This is a genomic window from Streptomyces sp. NPDC048623, from assembly GCF_040650755.1.
Taxonomy (GTDB): Bacteria; Actinomycetota; Actinomycetes; order Streptomycetales; family Streptomycetaceae; genus Streptomyces.
Map to the genome: position 1 here is coordinate 63,077 of NZ_JBEZHV010000018.1, position 17,551 is coordinate 80,627.

Sequence of the window (17,551 nt, forward strand, 5' to 3'; positions counted from 1 at the left end):
GGTCTGCGTCGGCCGGCAGGCCCCGGGGCGCCGCCTCGCCGTATTACTCGCCCGGTTACTCGCCCGGACGGTACGGCGCCGGGGCGGTCATCAGGATCGTGCGGCGCGGGTTGGCCGTGCGGCCGGGGAGCACCGCGGCGTACTCGGGCTGGACGCCCCGGCCGAGCTCCGCCGCGTCCGCGAGGTGGACGAGGGTGGAGCGGCGGGGGTTGGCCGTGGTGCGGAGTACGGACGTCGTCTTCATCGCGGTGTCGGACCCTTGTCTGCGGTGGGGGGCGCCGGTGGGGGCGCGTGTACGGGATGCCCATTCTGTAAAGCGTCAGGCTAAACATGCAATTCCCTGCGAATGCATGGCGGATTCAACGAACTACGTGTGAGTTTGCTCACCACCGGTGGAGCAAACCGGGCATTACGCACCGCCGTCCGAGGTAACCGAAACGGACATTCCTCCACTGAACGATCCATTCCGCTCCTGATCATGGCGACTGGGACACCCCCACCCCTCCGACGTTTCGCTCCGTTCCGCCCGATTCGTCCGTGATCATCTTCTACATGGGGTGACATCGTGTGCACACGTTGTCATGCCTTTCGCGGTAGGCTCCACGGCCCTTGTTGGAGATCCGGCACTGTGCTGGAATTCCACGCACCGTCGCGGGTTTGAGGCCGGCACGCAGGGGGCGCAACGCAGCGCCGGCCGAGTGGCGGGAACAGGGGGAACTGCGCCGGTCACCGACGACCACCACTGGGGTGCACCTGTGCCCCACGACGCCGACACCGTCCTCTCCGTTCACCCGGAAGGACGCCTGGTCCAGAGGTTGCGACGCTAGTGCAGGGACGTTTCAAGAGGGATGGCACGGGCTCTTCCCAGGCCCGCAAGGGCCGAGGGGAAGCTTCCGCGGAGCAGGAGCCGCGTGCCGGGACCCAGCATGGCTCCCCGGCCCCGCAGCCCCAGCAGAACCAGGGGAAGACCCAGGGCAAGGGCAGGAACAAGGGCGACTCCGGCGACGGCACGCCCCGCGGCACCGCCGCGGACGCCGTGGCGGAGAGCGCGCCGCTGCCCAAGCTGGCCGGCGACCACCAGGTCGGGCCGCGAATAGCCCTGCGCAACTGGCGCATCTCCACCCGCCTCGTGGCCCTGCTGACCCTTCCCGTGGTCGCGGCGACGAGCCTCGGCGGCATCCGTATCAACGACTCCTTGAACGACATGGAGCAGCTTGATCAGATGCAGCTGCTCACGAAGCTGACCAAGGAAGCGACCAACTTCGCCGAGAAGCTGCAGGCCGAGCGCGACTTCTCCGCCGGCCCGCTCGCCAACGGCAGGTCGACCAACGACTACCAGGTCTCCAGCCCGCGCAAGGAGTCCGACCGCGCGTACAAGGCGTTCCTCGAGGCCACCAACGACATCCCGACCACCGAGAACGACGACTCGCTGCGGAGCATCCGCCAGAACGTCAACCAGATCGCCTCGCAGCTCAGCAACCTGCACAACATCCGGATGAAGGCGTACGAGAGCGGCGTCGCCCACTCGGTGACGGTCGAGGCCTACAGCCGCCTGATCCAGTCGCTGCTCAGCCTGTCCCAGGACATGGCGCAGGCCACCAGCAACCCGGAGATGATCAAGCGGACCCGCGCGCTCGCCGCGTTCTCGTCCGCCAAGGAGTACGCCTCCATCCAGCAGGCGATCATCGCCTCCGCGCTGCCGCCCAACGACAGCCGCCCGGGCTCGCTGCAGCTCGGTGACCGCCTCTACGGCGACGCCGCGTTCACCAGTGAGGGCGTCGAGCTGAAGTCCTTCAAGGCGATCTACGAGTCGACCGGCGGCGACGCCGAGGAGCTCACCGCCTCGATGGAGCGGGGCAACCCGACGATCGACTCCGCCAACAACTACGTCGAGCGGATGCTGAAGTCGGACCGCGGCCTGCCGGACGTCAAGCGCGGATACCTGAACTTCACCGACGAGTACACCACCAAGATGCGTGCCATGAAGACCATCGAGGCGACGCTGCTCGGCGAGATGGAGACCAAGGCGCGTGAGCTGCGCCAGGAGTCGCAGCGCGACGCCATCATCAACGGTGCGCTGATCTTCCTGGTCCTCGGTGTCTCGCTGGTCGGTGCCTTCGTGGTGGCCCGGTCCATGATCCGCTCGCTGCGCCGGCTGCAGGACACCGCGACCAAGGTCGCCCAGGAACGCCTGCCCGAGCTGGTCAAGCAGCTCTCCGAGTCCGACCCGCAGGACGTCGACACCTCCGTCGAGTCCGTCGGTGTGCACTCCCGGGACGAGATCGGCCAGGTGGCCGCGGCCTTCGACGACGTGCACCGCGAGGCGGTCCGCCTCGCCGCCGAGCAGGCCCTCCTCCGGGGCAACGTCAACGCGATGTTCACCAACCTCTCGCGCCGTTCCCAGGGCCTCATCCAGCGCCAGCTCTCGCTCATCTCCGAGCTGGAGTCCCGCGAGGCCGACCCGGACCAGCTGTCCTCGCTGTTCAAGCTCGACCACCTCGCGACGCGTATGCGTCGTAACGGTGAGAACCTCCTCGTCCTCGCCGGTGAGGAGCCGGGCCGCCGGTGGACCCGTCCGGTCCCGCTGGTCGACGTGCTCCGCGCCGCCGCCTCCGAGGTGGAGCAGTACGAGCGCATCGAACTGGCCGCGGTCCCGGCGACCGAGGTCGCCGGCCGGGTCGTCAACGACCTCGTCCACCTCCTCGCCGAGCTGCTCGAGAACGCCACCTCGTTCTCCTCGCCGCAGACCAAGGTCCGGGTCACCGGTCACGCCCTGCCCGACGGCCGGGTGCTCGTCGAGATCCACGACACCGGCATCGGCCTCTCCCCCGAGGACCTGGCCGCGATCAACGAGCGGCTCGCCTCGCCGCCCACCGTGGACGTCTCGGTCTCCCGCCGCATGGGTCTGTTCGTGGTCGGCCGCCTGTCCCTGCGACACGGCATCCGGATCCAGCTGCGCCCGTCCGACTCGGGCGGCACCACCGCGCTCGTCATGCTCCCGGTCGACGTCGCCCACGGCGGCAAGAAGCCCGCGCCGAAGGCCGGTCCGGGCGGCCAGGGCGCGGTCCCGCAGGGCCAGGGCGCCCCGGGCGGCCGGCTCACCGGCGGTCCCGGCGCGGCCGGCGGACGTCCGGGCGGCGCCCCGTCCGCGCCCGGCGGCCGGCTCGGTGCCGGTGCGACCCGCGGCGCGCTGCCGGCGCGGGAGGGTGCCGCGCAGGCGCAGAACGCCCAGGGCGGACAGAACTTCTTCCAGGAGCGCCCGCAGACGGCCGCCCCGGCCCAGAACCAGGCGCAGGCCCAGGCCCAGGGTCCGTCGACCCAGCAGATGCCGCCGGTGCCGGCGGACCCGCAGTCCCAGGGCGGTTACGTGGGCGGCGCGCAGAGCGCCATCCCGTCCCGTACGGACGTGTGGGGCGGCCAGAACGGGCAGCCCGCCCGTAACCCGCAGGCCGCGCCGCAGGCCCCGCAGGAGCCCCGCCCGGTCCAGGGCGGCTACCCGCGGGCCGAGCTGCCCGGCGGTGCCCCGCAGGCGGCGCCCCAGGCCCGGCCGCAGGCCGCGAGCTGGGGCAACGACCCGGCGCAGCCGGTCCGCCGGCCGCAGCAGGACATGACGCCGCTGGACGCGCCGCGCGGTCACGAGGAGCCGGCCGACGGCCCGGGCTCCACCGGCCAGTTCGCGCGCCCCGACTTCGGCGCGCCCCAGCAGGCCCCGCAGCAGCCCGCGGCCCAGCAGTTCCAGCAGGCTCCGCAGCAGTTCCAGCAGCAGGCCCCGCAGGGCTACCAGGGCGGCGCCCAGGACCCGGCGTCCACGGCGCAGTTCCCGCGCCCGGACTTCGGCGTCCCCCAGCAGCCCGCCCCGCAGCAGCAGCAGTTCGGCCACCAGCCGTACGTACCGCAGGCGCAGGCGCCGCGGCAGGCCCCGCCGGCCCCGCGTCAGCCGGTCGCGGACCAGCAGCAGGTCCGGCAGCCGCAGCTCCAGCAGCCGCGTCAGCCGGAGGCGCTCCCGCCGGCCCAGCACACCGGTGAGGCCCGCACCCCGCTGTACGACACCCTGGAGACCAACTGGTTCCGCCAGGAGCAGGGCCAGGGCGGTCAGGGCCAGGGCGGCCAGGGCCAGGCGCCGGTCCAGCAGCCCGACCAGGGCCGCCACCAGGCTCCGGCCCAGGGCCAGGGTCACTACGCCCCGCAGCCGCAGGCCCCGCGCCCGGCGGCGCCGACCCCGGAGGTCGAGCGGACGATGCAGACCCCCGTGGTCCCGCAGTCCGAGGCCGGCCGGGCGAACGGCCGGGCCGACTGGCGGACCTCGCCCAACGACGAGCTGGTGCGCCAGGCCGAGCGGGTGCGCAAGCCCGCCGCCGGCGGGGTCACCACCTCCGGTCTCCCGCGGCGTGTGCCGCGGGCCAACCTCGTGCCCGGGACCGCCCAGGAGCAGGCCACGCAGGCCGGCCCCCAGGTGTCCCGCGCACCCGACGACGTCCGCGGCCGGCTCACCAATCTGCGCCGCGGTATCCAGCAGGGCCGTCAGGCGGGCAACTCGACCACGGGTTCCTTCCATGTCGGTCCGACCCACCAGCAGGAGCGTTAGTTGAGCGCGATGAGCCAGGCGGCGCAGAATCTGAACTGGTTGATCACCAACTTCGTGGACAACACCCCCGGGGTGTCGCACACGGTGGTGGTCTCCGCCGACGGACTGCTCCTTGCCATGTCCGAAGGCTTCCCCCGCGACCGCGCCGACCAGCTCGCGGCGGTCGCGTCCGGACTGACCTCGCTGACCGCGGGGGCGTCCCGGATCTTCGAGGGCGGGCCCGTGTCCCAGACCGTGGTGGAGATGGAGCGCGGCTTCCTCTTCATCATGTCGGTCTCGGACGGGTCCTCGATGGCCGTACTCGCCCACCCCGAGTGCGACATCGGCCTCGTGGGCTACGAGATGGCGCTGCTCGTCGACCGGGCGGGCAGCGTACTCACCCCCGATCTGCGGGCCGAGCTCCAGGGCAGCCTGCTCCGCTAGGTGTCCCTCCGCCCGGACCGCTCATCACCGATGCATCCGACCCACCCAATCCATCCGATACCGAAACCGACACGCCCGGGCGGTGCGCCCCTCCGCACCGCCCCGGACCTGTTCACCGTCCGGCCGCCCGATACCGCCCCCCACCGGCCCCATCAGACGGCAGAAGGTCTCTGCTGTCACGCCCGGAGGATTCATGACCCCGCCCCCCGCCTCTCACGATCCGTACGGCACATCGACAGAAGAGCCGTACGGATCGGAAGGCGACCAGCCGCTGGTCCGGCCGTACGCCATGACCGGCGGCCGGACCCGGCCGCGCTATCAACTCGCGATAGAGGCGCTGGTCAGCACGACGGCCGACCCGGCGCATCTGGCCACCCTGCTTCCGGAGCACCAGCGGATCTGCCACCTCTGCCGTGAGGTCAAGTCGGTGGCCGAGGTGTCGGCGCTCCTGTCGATGCCGCTCGGCGTCGCCCGCATCCTCGTCGCCGACCTGGCCGAGGCGGGCATGGTGGCCATCCACCAGCCGGGCAACGGAGAGGCCGGCGGCACGCCGGACGTGACACTGCTCGAAAGGGTGCTCAGTGGACTTCGCAAGCTCTAGCGGCCCGGCTCCGGCGAGCCGATCGACCACCAGCGCGAAGATCGTGGTGGCCGGCGGCTTCGGCGTGGGCAAGACCACGTTCGTCGGTGCCGTCTCCGAGATCAACCCGCTGCGGACCGAGGCCGTCATGACGTCCGCCTCGGCCGGCATCGACGACCTGACGCACACCGGCGGGAAGACCACCACCACGGTGGCGATGGACTTCGGCCGTATCACCCTGGACCAGGACCTGATCCTGTACCTCTTCGGTACGCCGGGTCAGGACCGTTTCTGGTTCATGTGGGACGACCTGGTGCGCGGTGCCATCGGCGCCGTGGTGCTCGTGGACACCCGGCGGCTCGCCGACTGCTTCCCGGCGGTCGACTACTTCGAGAACTCGGGCCTCCCCTTCGTCATCGCGCTCAACGGTTTCGACGGGCAGCAGCCCTACACCCCGGAAGAGGTGCGCGAGGCGCTGCAGATCGGGCCGGACGCGCCCATCATCACGACCGATGCCCGGCACCGCGCGGACGCCAAGAGCGCGCTCATCACCCTCGTCGAGCACGCCCTCATGGCGCGGCTGAAGTAGTACACCTCAAGTAGAAGTCGATATACGTCAGTTGTCGTAGAGGTTTTGGGGGCGGTCTGTGTCTTTCGACACGACCGCCCTCAACGGTTCCACCGCTTCATAACGTTTCGACAGAGAATTGCGGGCCCTCCGACACCCGACGCATCCGATCGGTGCCGCTGCGCTCACATGAGCCCCGCCTTTTGGCGGGGCTCGCTCTTTATGCCCGTTTTATCGCGGGCGTGACACTCGAAAACCGGCTGCTTCGCACTGTTTGGAGGGGACCCCCTTCACGTGCTGCAATTCATGAACTCCCGAGTAGTACGGCCCTGAACGAAACATCCGGCACAACACAGGTGCCGGCGCCGAGAGGTTGTTGGTCGAGTGAGGCGAAGCATGGAAAGCTCCGCGGAGCAGCAGACGCGGGGCAACTTCACGCCGCCGTCCCGCGCGGCGATGTCGCCCGCCGTGGACGAGCCCGTGGCGTCGCCGGTCCCGAGCCGCACGGGCAGCTCCAGCAAGCTGTCCCCGCGCAACTGGCGCGTGCCCACCAGGCTGAACGCGATCCTCCTCATCCCTGTGCTGGTCGGCCTCGTCATGGGCGGCTTCCAGGTGAAGGGGTCCATCGACACCTGGCAGGAGGCGCAGGACGCCGAGAAGACGGCGCTCGTCGTGCGCGCGGCCGCGGACTACGGCCAGGCCCTGCTCAACGAGCGTGACCTCACCGCCGCCCCGCTCCTCAAGGCCAAGAAGGACGACGAAGCGGTCACCCAGGCCTACGCCGACACCGACGCCGCCAAGGCGAAGTTCGACGAGGCCGTCGCGAACATGCCGGAGACCGACGGCATGAAGCGCCGCCTGGGCCTGTTCCGCAACGCCGAGCCCAAGCTCCAGGAGCTCCGCAAGGTCGCGTACACCGCGTCCCAGGACCCGGTGGTCACCGAGACCTCGTACACCGAGGTCCAGCACTACCTGATGGAGTTCTCCAACGAGCTCGGTCTGGGCACCGGCAACATCACCAGCTACGGCCGTACCGTCTACGCGCTCCAGCTGGCGAAGGCCGCCGAGTCCCTGCAGCGCTCGATCGGCACCCACCTGCTCGTCCGGCCCAGCAAGAAGGACAGCGACTTCGCCCAGCAGTCGGTCGCCTTCAACTCGTACAACTACCTGGAGCAGATCGCTCTCGGCGAGTACCAGTCCGGTGGCACGCAGGCCGATGTGGACCGCCTCAAGGAGGTCATGGCGGGCAAGTCCGCCGAGGGCTCCAAGAAGATGGCGGCCCTGGGCCTGGAGCTGCCCAAGGGCGGCGGCAAGGACCCGTCCGTCTACGCGGGCGTGGCCCAGGCCATCGGCGGCGCCAAGGACGCCGACGCCATCGCGGACCTGAAGAAGCAGGGCATCACCGCCGAGACCTGGATGGCCGTCGCCACCGCCAAGTTCGACGGGTACACCGAGGTCGAGAAGGAGTTCGTCGACAAGGCCGTGGCCGAGGCCGCCGACATCTCCGACTCGGCGCAGCGGGACGCCTGGGTCAACGGTGGCATCGTCGTCATCGCCCTGCTCGCCGCCTTCATCCTGGCCGGCCTCATGGCCCGCCAGATGAGCCGCTCGATGCGCGAGCTGCGCACCGCCGCCTTCGGCATCGCCGAGCAGCGCCTGCCGATGCTGGTCGACCAGCTCTCCCGGACCGAGCCCGGCCGGGTCGACACCCGTGTGCAGCCCATCCCGATCGACACCACGGACGAGATCGGCGAGGTCGCCCGCGCCTTCGACCAGGTGCACCGCGAGGCCGTCCGGCTCGCCGCCGAGCAGGCCCTGCTCCGTGGCAACATCAACGCGATCTTCACCAACCTCTCGCAGCGCAACCAGTCGCTGATCGAGGGCCAGCTCGGCCTCATCACCGACCTGGAGAACAACGAGGCCGACCCGGACCAGCTGGAGAACCTCTTCCGCCTGGACCACCTGGCCACCCGTATGCGCCGCAACGGCGAGAACCTCCTGGTCCTCGCCGGCCAGGAGCCCGGCCGCCGCTGGGACCAGCCGGTCCCGCTGGTGGACGTCATGCGCGCCGCCGCCTCCGAGGTGGAGCAGTACGAGCGCATCGACATCGCCGGTGTCCCCGAGGCCGAGATCCACGGCCAGGCCGTGACCGACCTCGTGCACCTGCTCGCCGAGCTCCTGGAGAACGCCACCACGTTCTCCTCCCCGCAGACCAAGGTCCGCGTCACCGCGACCCGTCTTCCCGACGGGCGTGTGATGGTCGAGATCCACGACAAGGGCATCGGCCTCACCGCCGAGGACTTCGCGGACATCAACCACAAGCTGGCCAACCCGCCGACCGTGGACGCGGCCATCTCCCAGCGCATGGGCCTCTTCGTGGTCGGCCGGCTCTCCGACCGCCACGGCATCCGGGTCCAGCTGCGCCCCTCGGGCGAGCAGGCCGGCACCACGTCGCTGGTCATGCTGCCGGACGCGATCACCCACGGTGGTGGTGGCGAGACGGCGCCGATGCAGGACGACTTCACCGTCTCGCAGATCATCCCGCAGCAGCAGGCCCCGTCGGCGTTCGAGCCGCAGGCCCAGCCGATGCGCACCGCGGCCGAGCTCGGCTTCGACGACTCGCGCTACGAGCAGCAGGGCGAGGACCGCGAGCTCGACCCGGTCAACCGCTCGCTGATGCGCGAGGAGCGCCGCGCGGCCCTGGAGGCCCAGGTGCAGGGTGGCGAGCGCCCGGTGTTCGGCGACGAGATCGAGTCCGGCGCGCCCGCGCAGCAGGAGTACGGCCGGCAGGAGTACGAGCAGGACTACGCTCCCGCGGAGCAGGCCGGGTACGCGCAGGAGTACCAGCAGGACTACGCACAGCAGCAGGGCCAGGACGGTTACGGCTACGACGGCCAGGGCTACGACGGCTACCAGCAGCCCGCCGAGACCTACCCCGCGCAGGGCTATGCGGAAGCCGCATATGACAATGGCGTGAGCGCGCAGCACGGTTACGAGAACGGCTACGAACCCCAGGCCCACCAGGGTGACTGGCAGCAGCAGCCGTCCTACGACCAGGGTTACGCGCAGCAGTTCGGTACGGAATCGGAATCTGCCCAGGTCGCTCCCGAACAGGACCGCGACCGCGTAGGCTTCGACCGTCCGGCGGGCACCCCCACTCCCACCCCGGACACCGGCCACGCGCTGACCGACTCCGGTCTGCCGCGCCGCGGCAGCGTCGCCCCTCAGGCGCCGCAGACCCCGCAGGCACGACAGCCCGAGCCGCCGGCCCAGCCGGTGCAGCCGGCCGGCCCGGCACCCATGGACGCCGAAGGCTCCGACTCCTGGCGCTCGGCCAACGACGAGCGCTGGCAGCGGGCCGAGAAGCTCCGCGACCCGAAGGCGGGCGGGGTCACCTCCTCCGGCCTTCCCCGACGGGTCCCGAAGGCCAACCTGGTCGAGGGAGCCGCGGAGCACACCCCGCAGGGCGGCCCACAGGTCTCCCGCGCACCCGAGGACGTCCGGGGCAGGTTGAGCAACCTGCGCCGCGGCATCCAGCAGGGACGCAGCGCGGGTACGGACACGAACGGATCGGGCCTCGGCCCGGGCAACACCTACAACCAGGAGCGTTAGTGTGAGCGCGATGAGCCAGGCGGCGCAGAATCTGAACTGGTTGATCACCAACTTCGTGGACAACACCCCCGGGGTGTCGCACACGGTGGTGGTCTCCGCCGACGGCCTCCTCCTTGCGATGTCCGACGGGTTCCCGCGCGACCGCGCCGACCAGCTCGCGGCGGTCGCGTCCGGACTCACCTCGCTGACCGCGGGCGCGTCCCGGATCTTCGAGGGCGGTGCGGTCAACCAGACCGTCGTGGAGATGGAGCGCGGCTTCCTCTTCATCATGTCGATCTCGGACGGGTCCTCGCTCGCCGTCCTCTCCCACCCGGAGTCCGACATCGGTCTCGTGGGCTACGAGATGGCCCTGCTCGTGGACCGGGCGGGCAGTGTCCTGACGCCCGACCTGCGGGCGGAGCTCCAGGGAAGTCTTCTCAACTAACAGACAGACAGTGCGTTTCACGCCACCCACCGTTAGGGTGCGGTGGCGCGGTTCCAAGGGACATGGTGCCGCGAAGCAGTCGGAGGAGGAGACGTGGGTACACCAACGGGCGGAAGCCCCTACAACGGTTATGACGCGCATCAGCCGCACATGGGCGACGGCGCGCAGAACCGGTACAACTTTCCCTCCGCGCCGAGCAGGCAGGGCATGTCGCAGCCGTACCAGCAGCCGCAGGCCCAGCCCGCCCCCGCGGGCGCCCCGGGTGCGCCGGCCGGCCGTGCGGGTGCCTCGGGCGGGAACAACCCGCTGGTGCGCCCGTACGCCATGACCGGCGGCCGGACCCGGCCGCGCTACCAGCTCGCCATCGAGGCGCTGGTCAGTACCACGGCCGATCCGGCCCGGCTGCAGGGCCAGTTGCCCGAACACCAGCGGATCTGCCGGCTGTGCTTCGAGATCAAGTCGGTGGCGGAGATCTCGGCACTTCTCTCCATCCCCCTCGGCGTTGCCCGGATTCTCGTGGCCGACCTGGCCGAGGCCGGACTCGTCGCCATCCACCAGCCCGGCGGCGACGAGGCCGCGGGTGGTCAGCCAGACGTGACACTGCTCGAAAGGGTGCTCAGTGGACTTCGCAAGCTCTAGCGGCGGCGCGGCCCGTTCAACCACCAGCGCGAAGATCGTGGTGGCGGGCGGCTTCGGCGTGGGCAAGACCACATTCGTCGGCGCCGTCTCCGAGATCAATCCGCTGCGGACCGAGGCCGTCATGACGTCCGCCTCGGCGGGCATCGACGACCTGACGCACACGGGCGACAAGACGACGACGACTGTCGCCATGGACTTCGGTCGTATCACCCTGGACCAGGACCTGATCCTGTACCTCTTCGGTACGCCGGGTCAGGACCGCTTCTGGTTCATGTGGGACGACCTGGTGCGCGGTGCCATCGGCGCCGTGGTGCTCGTGGACACCCGGCGGCTCGCCGACTGCTTCCCGGCGGTCGACTACTTCGAGAACTCGGGTCTGCCCTTCGTCATCGCCCTGAACGGCTTCGACGGCCACCAGCCGTACCAGCCGGAGGAGGTCCGTGAGGCCCTCCAGATCGGTCCGGACACCCCGATCATCACGACCGACGCGCGCCACCGCGCGGACGCCAAGAGCGCGCTCATCACCCTCGTCGAGCACGCCCTCATGGCCCGTCTGCGGTAGCTGTCCCAGCGCGTCGCGATCGTTTCGCCGAAGGCCGCTCTCCCGGAAACGGGGAGCGGCCTTCGGCGTGGGCGGACTCCGGCGTGGTCGGCCCCCGGCATGCGACCTCGACATGCGACCTCGGCATATGCCGATTTCGCACCCTTCGGGATGTGATCCCCGGCACGCGAAACCGCCCCCGCCGGGCGGGGCGTCCAGTACGTTGTACGGGGACCTCGGGGGGAGACGATGGGCTCGCTGGACGGAATGCGCCGGATCGGCCGCTTCACGGTCGAACGCACGCTGGGCAACGGCGGGATGGGCAAGGTCTACCTGTGCCGCACCCCCGCCGGGTTACGCCTCGCGGTCAAGGTGATCAGCAGCGAGCTGGCCGACTCACGCACCGGCCGGATCCGGTTCCACCGCGAGGTCGAGGCCCTGCGCGACGTGCGCAGCCCGTACACCCTCCCGCTGTACGACGCCCAGACGCGCACCCCGCCGTACTGGCTCGCCTCCCGCTATGTGGAGGGCCCCACCCTCGACCAGCACGTACGCAAGCGCGGGCCGCTGCCCGAGCGGCGGGTCGCCGAACTCGGCGCGATGCTCGCCGAGGCACTGGCCGGGGTGCACGCCCACGGACTGATCCACCGGGACCTCAAGCCCAGCAACATCATCCTGGAGGACGGCGAGCCCCGGCTCATCGACTTCGGCATCGTCCGCTCCGAGAGCTGGACCCGGGGCCTGACCGACCCGTTGTCGCCGCCCGGCACCAGCGGCTTCATCCCGCCCGAGAGCCTGCGGGGCAACGAACCGACCCCCGCCGTCGACGTGTTCGCGCTCGGCGCCGTCCTGGTGTTCGCCGCCACCGGCCTGCTGCCCTTCGGCCAGGGACTGCCCGCCCTCGTGCGGATCTACGAGGGCGATCCACCCCGGCTCACCGGCGTGCCGACCGCGCTCGCCGACATCGTCCGGTCCTGCCTCTCCCCCGCGCCGGCCGACCGGCCGGACCCCGAGCGCCTCATGGCGGAACTCGGCGCGCTCCTGAAGGCCTCGCCCGGGGCCGGACGGCCGTCGCCCGGTCCGGAGCGGCAGCCCACCGTCCCGGTGGCCGATCCCCCGCACCACTGCCACGTTCCCGTACGGCCGGCCGCCGGCGGCGGCTGCGCGCTGCGCCCGGTCGCCGCCCGGCTGCTCGCGACCGGTCTGTCCCGTCCGCTGATCCGGAAGGCGGTGGAGAACCATGCCCCGTGAGACCGTTCCTCCTGAGCCCGTGGTCGAACTGCGCGACGGCTGGGAGGCGTTGGTACGCGAATGGGCGCGCCGGCGCGGCGAGCCCGTCCACACCGAGGACGGCGCCCTGTACCTGGAGACCAGGACCGGCGACCCGTCCGCGCCCCGGCTCACCGTGGACGTCAGCCGGGCCGCGGGCTCGCTCGTGGTGGCCGTCACCGACGGGACCCTGGTGCCCTCGGACCGGCTCGCCCCGACCGCGGCGGCCGCGACCGCGTGGAACGCCCACGAGGTGACCCCGGCGGCCGTGCTCGGCGACGCCCGCAGCGACGAGCCGCTGCTCTCCGCGGTGCTCGCACTGCCGCTGGTCTGCCACCTGACCGCCACCGGATTCGCCACGACGCTCGACGCGCTGCTCGACCGCTCGGTGCGGCTGCTGCGGGAGTGCCACGACCTGGGATTCGTGCTGCGGAGCACCGATGACCTCGCCTCGCCGGAGTGAGCCCGTGGACGCGTCCGTCTGGATCCTGACCCTCGCGGTGCTGCTGCCGCTGGGGACGCTGCTCGCCGGGCTGTGGGCGAGCACGGGCTCCTGGTTCTCGGGCTCCGGGCGGTCGGAGCCCGAACCCGAGCGTGCGCCCGAACCCGAGCGTGCGCCCGAGCCCGAGCCTGAGGTGCGGAATCCCGAGGAGGCGCCGATGTCCGAGCAGCACGGGAACCGGGAGCGGCCAAGGCGCGCGCCCCGGCCCAGGCTCCAGGACGACGTCAAATGGCTGGCGTCCGCCTCGCGCTCGCTCCTCGGCGACGTCGTCGACAGCGCCCTGGACGCGGCGGCGGGCCTGCTGCCCTTCCGTACGGCCGAGGACCCGGGGCCCGGTGACACCGAACCCGACCGGCCCGCGCAACCGAGACCCGCGCAGCCGGGACCCGCGGCGCCCGCGCCCGTAGCGCAGTCGCCCGCGCCGCTCCCGCCCGCGTCGCCGAAGCCGGTATCCGAATCCCGGCCCGTACCCGAATCCCGGCCCGTACCGGAGACGCGGCCCGAGCCCGGACCCGCGCCGAGACGCGAACCGGCGCCGGAGGCCGGGCGGCCCGGGACGCTGTACCGGGCCGCCGCCTCGACCGCCGCCGCGCGGGAGTCCGACACCCTCGCCCTCGGCACCGGCTACCGCGGTGTCGTCACCGCCGCGACCTGGCTGCGTCCCGAGGGCTACGTGGAGTGGGACGGCGCCCTGTACCGGGCCCACTGGCGCGGCCCCGCCTCGGCGTACCCGCGCCCCGGCACCCCGGTCCGGATCACCGTGACGCCGGACACCGACCCGCCGCTGCTCATCGCGGGCCCGGTCTGAGACCACCCGCCGACCCAGCCCGTTTCCGTCTCTGTTCCCTTTCCCGTCCCCGTCCCCGTCCCCGTTCCCGCCTTCGCACGCCGGAGAAGCCGTGTACCCGACCGCAAGTCCCGACGAAGCCCCACTCCCCGTGCCGTACATGGGCTTCGAGTTCGACAGCGCCCAGCGGCTGCCGCTGCTGCTGTGCCTGGACACCTCCTCGTCGCTCAGCCAGAGCGGCGCCATCGGCGCGCTCAACGACGCCCTGGGCTCCTGGGCCGAGAGCCTCGCCGACGACACCGCGCTCAGCGCCGCCGTGGACGTCGCCCTCATCACCTTCGGCGGCACCGAGCACATCACCGTCTGGCAGGGCACCACCCCGCTCGGCGCGCTCGCGCCGCGCTGGCCGCACAGCCCGTTCGTCCCGGCCCACGAGTTCCGGCCGCCGGCCCTGCGCGCGAACGGCGTGACGCTCATGGACCGGGCGCTGCGGCTCGCCATGGAGGTGGTCGCCGACTACAAGGCCGGGCTGCGCGAGGAGGGCCTCACCTACTACCGGCCGCAGATCTGCGTGGTCACCGACGGCGCGCCCAGCGACGAGCAGGGCCGCTTCTCGCACGCGTACCGGGATCTGCTGCCCGAGCTGCGCAAGGCCGAGGAGGAGCGCCGCTTCCGGCTCTTCGCGGTCGGGGTCGGCGAGCGGCACGCCGGTGCCGAGGAGGTCCTGAAGGAGCTGGCGCCGCACTACCACGCGTGGCTCGACGGCTTCCCGTTCGCCGAACTGCTCACCGCGATGTCGCACAGCGCCCGGGCCACCCAGGGCGGGGCCGACGAGGCCGAGTTCCAGGAGATCTTCGCCCGTCTGAAGCGGCGGCGCGGCGGCGGGCAGGTCCCGGCATGACGCCGGCCCGCCGCTGGCGGGTGCATGGCATCAGCGCGGTCGGCTACCGGCATCTGCGCGACCGCACGCCGTGCCAGGACGCCTGGCGGTACCGGGAGACCCCGGGCGGTCTGGTCCTGGCGGTGGCGGACGGCGCGGGCAGCGCCGAACGCTCCGGCGAGGGCGCGCGGGCGGCGGTGGACCTCGCGGTGGAGGCCTTCGCCCCGGTCGCGGCGCCGTGGCGGCCCGGCGACGACCCCCGGGAGCGCCGGGAGCTGCTGACCGAGGCGTTCCGGGAAGTCCGCGCGGACTTCCTGACCTGGTGCGCCGGCCCACCCGGCCCGTTCGCGACCACCCTGACCGTGGTGGTCGCCGCCGAGGGCTGGCTGGGCCAGGTGTCGATCGGCGACGGCCTGGTACTCGTACGAGCAAAAGCCGGCGCGGCGCCGGAGACCGGGTCCGCCGGGGGCGGGGCTCACGGACCCGGGGGGCACGGACCCGGGTCACCCGAGGCCGGGGCGCACGGACCCGGGGCGCACGGACCCGGGGCCCCCCGGGCGGGGGTTCCCGGAACGGGGGCTTACGGACCCGAGGCGCACGGACCCGGGGCCCCCCGGGCGGGGGTTCCCGGGACGGAGGCTTACGGACCCGGGGGGCACGGGGCTGCAGCTCCCCGGGCAGGGGCCCCCGGGAGGGGGGTTCCCGGATCCGGTGCTCACGGCACGGGGGCACCCGCGCCCGGAGTTCCCGCGACTGGGGCGCCCAGCGTCGGGCAACCCGGGACGGGGGCTCTCGACACCGGGGCTCCCCGGGCTGGGGCTCACGGGACCGGGGCTCCCTCGGCAGGGCCTCCCGGATACGGGGCACCCGGATCCGGGGCCTATGGATCCGGAGGTCCCCGGGGCCAGGCTGCCGACACCGCCTCGCCGGCCGGGCCCGCCTCGTACCATCTGCTACCGCAGTCCCACACCGGCAGCGAGTACGCCAACGAGACCGTCTTCCTCGGCTCGCCGACCGCGCTCGGGCAGCTGCGCGTGGACTGTGTCCGCGACCCGCGGATCGACGGGGTGCTGCTGTCCACGGACGGGCTCACCCACGCTCTGCTGCGCCGCTCGCCCTCCGGGCCGCCGCTGCCGCACGACGCCTTCCTCGGCCATCTCTTCGAGCGGCTCGGCCGGGACGGCTACGACCACGACGAGGAGGACCGCCGGCTCGCGGAATTCCTCGCCTCCGACCAGATCTCCCGAGTGACCGGGGACGACAAGACTCTCCTGTGGGCGATACGACATGACGAGCACTGACGGCACCGGAACCACCAACGGCCCCGGGGACGACGACTCCCTCGTGAACGCCGTGGAGCTGACCCTCGGCGACGGCACCCGGCTCACCCGTACCGGCAAACCCCTCGGCACCGGCGGCCAGGGCAGTGTCTGGGCCTTCGCCGAACGCCCCGACCTCGCCGGAAAGATCTACAGCCGCCCGCCCGACCCCGCCCAGCTGCGCCGGCTCGCCGCGATGCTGCGGGCCGACCCGCTGGCCGGGGAGCGGCTCGCGGCCGGGCAGCCGCCCATGCTGGTGTGGCCGGTGCAGCTGATCGAGGCGGCGGGGCGGCCGGTCGGGTACGGGATGCCGATCCTGGACCAGACGGTGCACGTCCGTCTGAGCGGGCTGCTGCAGAAGAACGTACGGCGCACCCACTACCAGGGCCGCGCGCACTGGGGCTTCCTGCTGGGTGTGGCGTCCAACCTCGCGTTCATGACGGCGGAGCTGCACCTGCGCGGCTTCGTGGTGGGCGATCTGTCCAGCGCGAACGCCATGGTCGACCCGCAGGGCTATGTGACCCTGCTCGACTGCGACTCCTTCGCCTTCACCGACCCGCTGACCGGCGAGTTCTTCGGCAGCGACGTCTTCACCGACGACTACGCGGGGCCCGAGCGGCACCGCGGCGGGCCGCCGACGCGGCACTCGGACGACTTCGCGCTCGCGGTCCTCGTCTACCAGCTGCTCACCAGCGGGAACCATCCGTACGACGGAAGCCCGCGGCAGGGGCCCGCCGAGTCCACCCGCAAGGACAACGTCCTGGCCGGGAACTCCTTCCTGGTGCATCCGGACCGGGTCCGGAAGCCGCGCCGGCAGCTGCCGCCCGAGACGCTGCCGCCGGAGGTGCTGCGGCTCGTCCGGCAGACCTTCGGTCCGGGCTGGCGCGAACCCGCCCGGCGCCCGTCCTCGGCGGCGTGGCTGGAGGCCCTGGACGAGGCGAAGGACTCGGTGGTGCCGTGCGCGAACGTGCCGGACCACCACTACGGCGGGCATCTGCGCGCCTGCCCGTGGTGCGCGCACGCGGCGAAGGGGCATCCCGATCCGTTCACGGCGGGCGGCGGGTCGACCCGGGTCCGGGCGGGCGGGCCCTCGGGCCGCGCCTCGGCCTCGGCATCGGCGTCCGCATCGGCGTCCGCTTCGGCCTCGGCATCCGTCTCGGCATCGGTCTCGGCGAGCGCCTCGGTATCGGCGAAGCCGTCCGCGCCCTCGGTGTCGTACCCCGCCTCGGCGAAGGCCTCCGCACCACCGCCCCCACCCCCGCCGCCGCCGATGCCCCCCAACAACGGCGCGAAGAAGCCCGACCCGCTGACGGCGGGCGACATCGCCCTGGCCGTCACCCTGATCGTGGGCGCGCTCGCCATCCTGGTCGGGGTGATCTGGGGGATCGTCGCGCTGATCGCGGCGATCGTGAACTGAGGACA

Annotated in this window: 15 protein-coding genes; 14 read left to right on the top strand and 1 reads right to left on the bottom strand. The window is 72.2% G+C overall.

Annotated elements, in window-relative coordinates; genetic code table 11:
* Positions 1-55 precede the first annotated feature (55 nt).
* Positions 56-244 carry a hypothetical protein gene (locus AB0C73_RS24525; protein ID WP_362533833.1) on the bottom strand — a complete coding sequence of 63 codons (189 nt, stop codon included), beginning with the start codon at positions 242-244 and terminating at the stop codon, positions 56-58.
* Between the two features lie 582 nt (positions 245-826).
* Here AB0C73_RS24525 and AB0C73_RS24530 point away from each other — a divergent pair.
* The 14 genes from AB0C73_RS24530 to AB0C73_RS24595 all read left to right on the top strand — a co-directional run bounded on the left by AB0C73_RS24530 (position 827) and on the right by AB0C73_RS24595 (position 17,546).
* On the top strand, positions 827-4,585 hold the full coding sequence (locus tag AB0C73_RS24530) for a nitrate- and nitrite sensing domain-containing protein (protein ID WP_362533835.1): 3,759 nt from the start codon (positions 827-829) through the stop codon (positions 4,583-4,585).
* Between the two features lie 9 nt (positions 4,586-4,594).
* Positions 4,595-5,008, top strand: a complete 414-nt coding sequence (locus AB0C73_RS24535) for a roadblock/LC7 domain-containing protein (RefSeq protein ID WP_362534022.1) — start codon at positions 4,595-4,597, stop codon at positions 5,006-5,008.
* A gap of 193 nt (positions 5,009-5,201) precedes the next feature.
* Positions 5,202-5,609 carry a DUF742 domain-containing protein gene (locus tag AB0C73_RS24540; protein WP_362533837.1) on the top strand — a complete coding sequence of 136 codons (408 nt, stop codon included), beginning with the start codon at positions 5,202-5,204 and terminating at the stop codon, positions 5,607-5,609.
* Positions 5,590-6,177 (top strand): ATP/GTP-binding protein, encoded by a 588-nt coding sequence (locus tag AB0C73_RS24545; protein ID WP_362533838.1) that lies wholly within the window; start codon positions 5,590-5,592, stop codon positions 6,175-6,177. The genes AB0C73_RS24540 and AB0C73_RS24545 overlap by 20 nt, the downstream gene beginning before the upstream one ends.
* A gap of 363 nt (positions 6,178-6,540) precedes the next feature.
* On the top strand, positions 6,541-9,768 hold the full coding sequence (locus AB0C73_RS24550) for a nitrate- and nitrite sensing domain-containing protein (RefSeq protein ID WP_362533840.1): 3,228 nt from the start codon (positions 6,541-6,543) through the stop codon (positions 9,766-9,768).
* 10 nt (positions 9,769-9,778) lie between these two features.
* A complete protein-coding gene (locus tag AB0C73_RS24555; RefSeq protein ID WP_362534025.1) occupies positions 9,779-10,192 on the top strand; it encodes a roadblock/LC7 domain-containing protein in 414 nt (137 codons plus the stop codon).
* A 93-nt stretch (positions 10,193-10,285) separates the two neighbouring features.
* Entirely contained in the window at positions 10,286-10,831 is a 546-nt protein-coding gene (locus AB0C73_RS24560) for a DUF742 domain-containing protein (RefSeq protein WP_362533841.1), read from the top strand.
* Entirely contained in the window at positions 10,812-11,393 is a 582-nt protein-coding gene (locus AB0C73_RS24565; protein WP_017235983.1) for an ATP/GTP-binding protein, read from the top strand. Before AB0C73_RS24560 ends, AB0C73_RS24565 begins: the two co-directional genes overlap by 20 nt.
* Positions 11,394-11,621: 228 nt before the next feature.
* Positions 11,622-12,623: a serine/threonine-protein kinase gene (locus AB0C73_RS24570; RefSeq protein ID WP_362533843.1), complete on the top strand. Its 1,002-nt coding sequence runs from the start codon at positions 11,622-11,624 to the stop codon at positions 12,621-12,623.
* The gene (locus AB0C73_RS24575) at positions 12,613-13,104 is read left to right on the top strand and encodes a hypothetical protein (RefSeq protein ID WP_362533846.1); all 492 of its coding nucleotides are present in this window, start codon (positions 12,613-12,615) and stop codon (positions 13,102-13,104) included. The genes AB0C73_RS24570 and AB0C73_RS24575 overlap by 11 nt, the downstream gene beginning before the upstream one ends.
* Before the next feature lie 4 nt (positions 13,105-13,108).
* Complete coding sequence (locus tag AB0C73_RS24580; RefSeq protein ID WP_362533849.1) at positions 13,109-13,951, top strand: hypothetical protein; 843 nt, start codon at positions 13,109-13,111, stop codon at positions 13,949-13,951.
* 91 nt (positions 13,952-14,042) lie between these two features.
* On the top strand, positions 14,043-14,831 hold the full coding sequence (locus tag AB0C73_RS24585) for a hypothetical protein (protein ID WP_362533851.1): 789 nt from the start codon (positions 14,043-14,045) through the stop codon (positions 14,829-14,831).
* Positions 14,828-16,111: a protein phosphatase 2C domain-containing protein gene (locus tag AB0C73_RS24590; RefSeq protein ID WP_362533853.1), complete on the top strand. Its 1,284-nt coding sequence runs from the start codon at positions 14,828-14,830 to the stop codon at positions 16,109-16,111. Before AB0C73_RS24585 ends, AB0C73_RS24590 begins: the two co-directional genes overlap by 4 nt.
* Entirely contained in the window at positions 16,098-17,546 is a 1,449-nt protein-coding gene (locus AB0C73_RS24595) for a hypothetical protein (RefSeq protein ID WP_362533856.1), read from the top strand. The genes AB0C73_RS24590 and AB0C73_RS24595 overlap by 14 nt, the downstream gene beginning before the upstream one ends.
* The last annotated feature ends 5 nt before the right edge of the window (positions 17,547-17,551 follow it).

Excerpts from the sequence above, each read along its gene's own strand:
- AB0C73_RS24595 (WP_362533856.1), top strand. The coding sequence starts at position 16,098 with ATGACGAGCACTGACGGCACCGGAACCACCAACGGCCCCGGGGACGAC.
- AB0C73_RS24590 (WP_362533853.1), top strand. The coding sequence starts at position 14,828 with ATGACGCCGGCCCGCCGCTGGCGGGTGCATGGCATCAGCGCGGTCGGC.
- AB0C73_RS24570 (WP_362533843.1), top strand. The coding sequence starts at position 11,622 with ATGGGCTCGCTGGACGGAATGCGCCGGATCGGCCGCTTCACGGTCGAA.
- AB0C73_RS24540 (WP_362533837.1), top strand. The coding sequence starts at position 5,202 with ATGACCCCGCCCCCCGCCTCTCACGATCCGTACGGCACATCGACAGAA.
- AB0C73_RS24525 (WP_362533833.1), bottom strand. The coding sequence starts at position 244 with ATGAAGACGACGTCCGTACTCCGCACCACGGCCAACCCCCGCCGCTCC.
- AB0C73_RS24555 (WP_362534025.1), top strand. The coding sequence starts at position 9,779 with ATGAGCCAGGCGGCGCAGAATCTGAACTGGTTGATCACCAACTTCGTG.
- AB0C73_RS24575 (WP_362533846.1), top strand. The coding sequence starts at position 12,613 with ATGCCCCGTGAGACCGTTCCTCCTGAGCCCGTGGTCGAACTGCGCGAC.
- AB0C73_RS24535 (WP_362534022.1), top strand. The coding sequence starts at position 4,595 with ATGAGCCAGGCGGCGCAGAATCTGAACTGGTTGATCACCAACTTCGTG.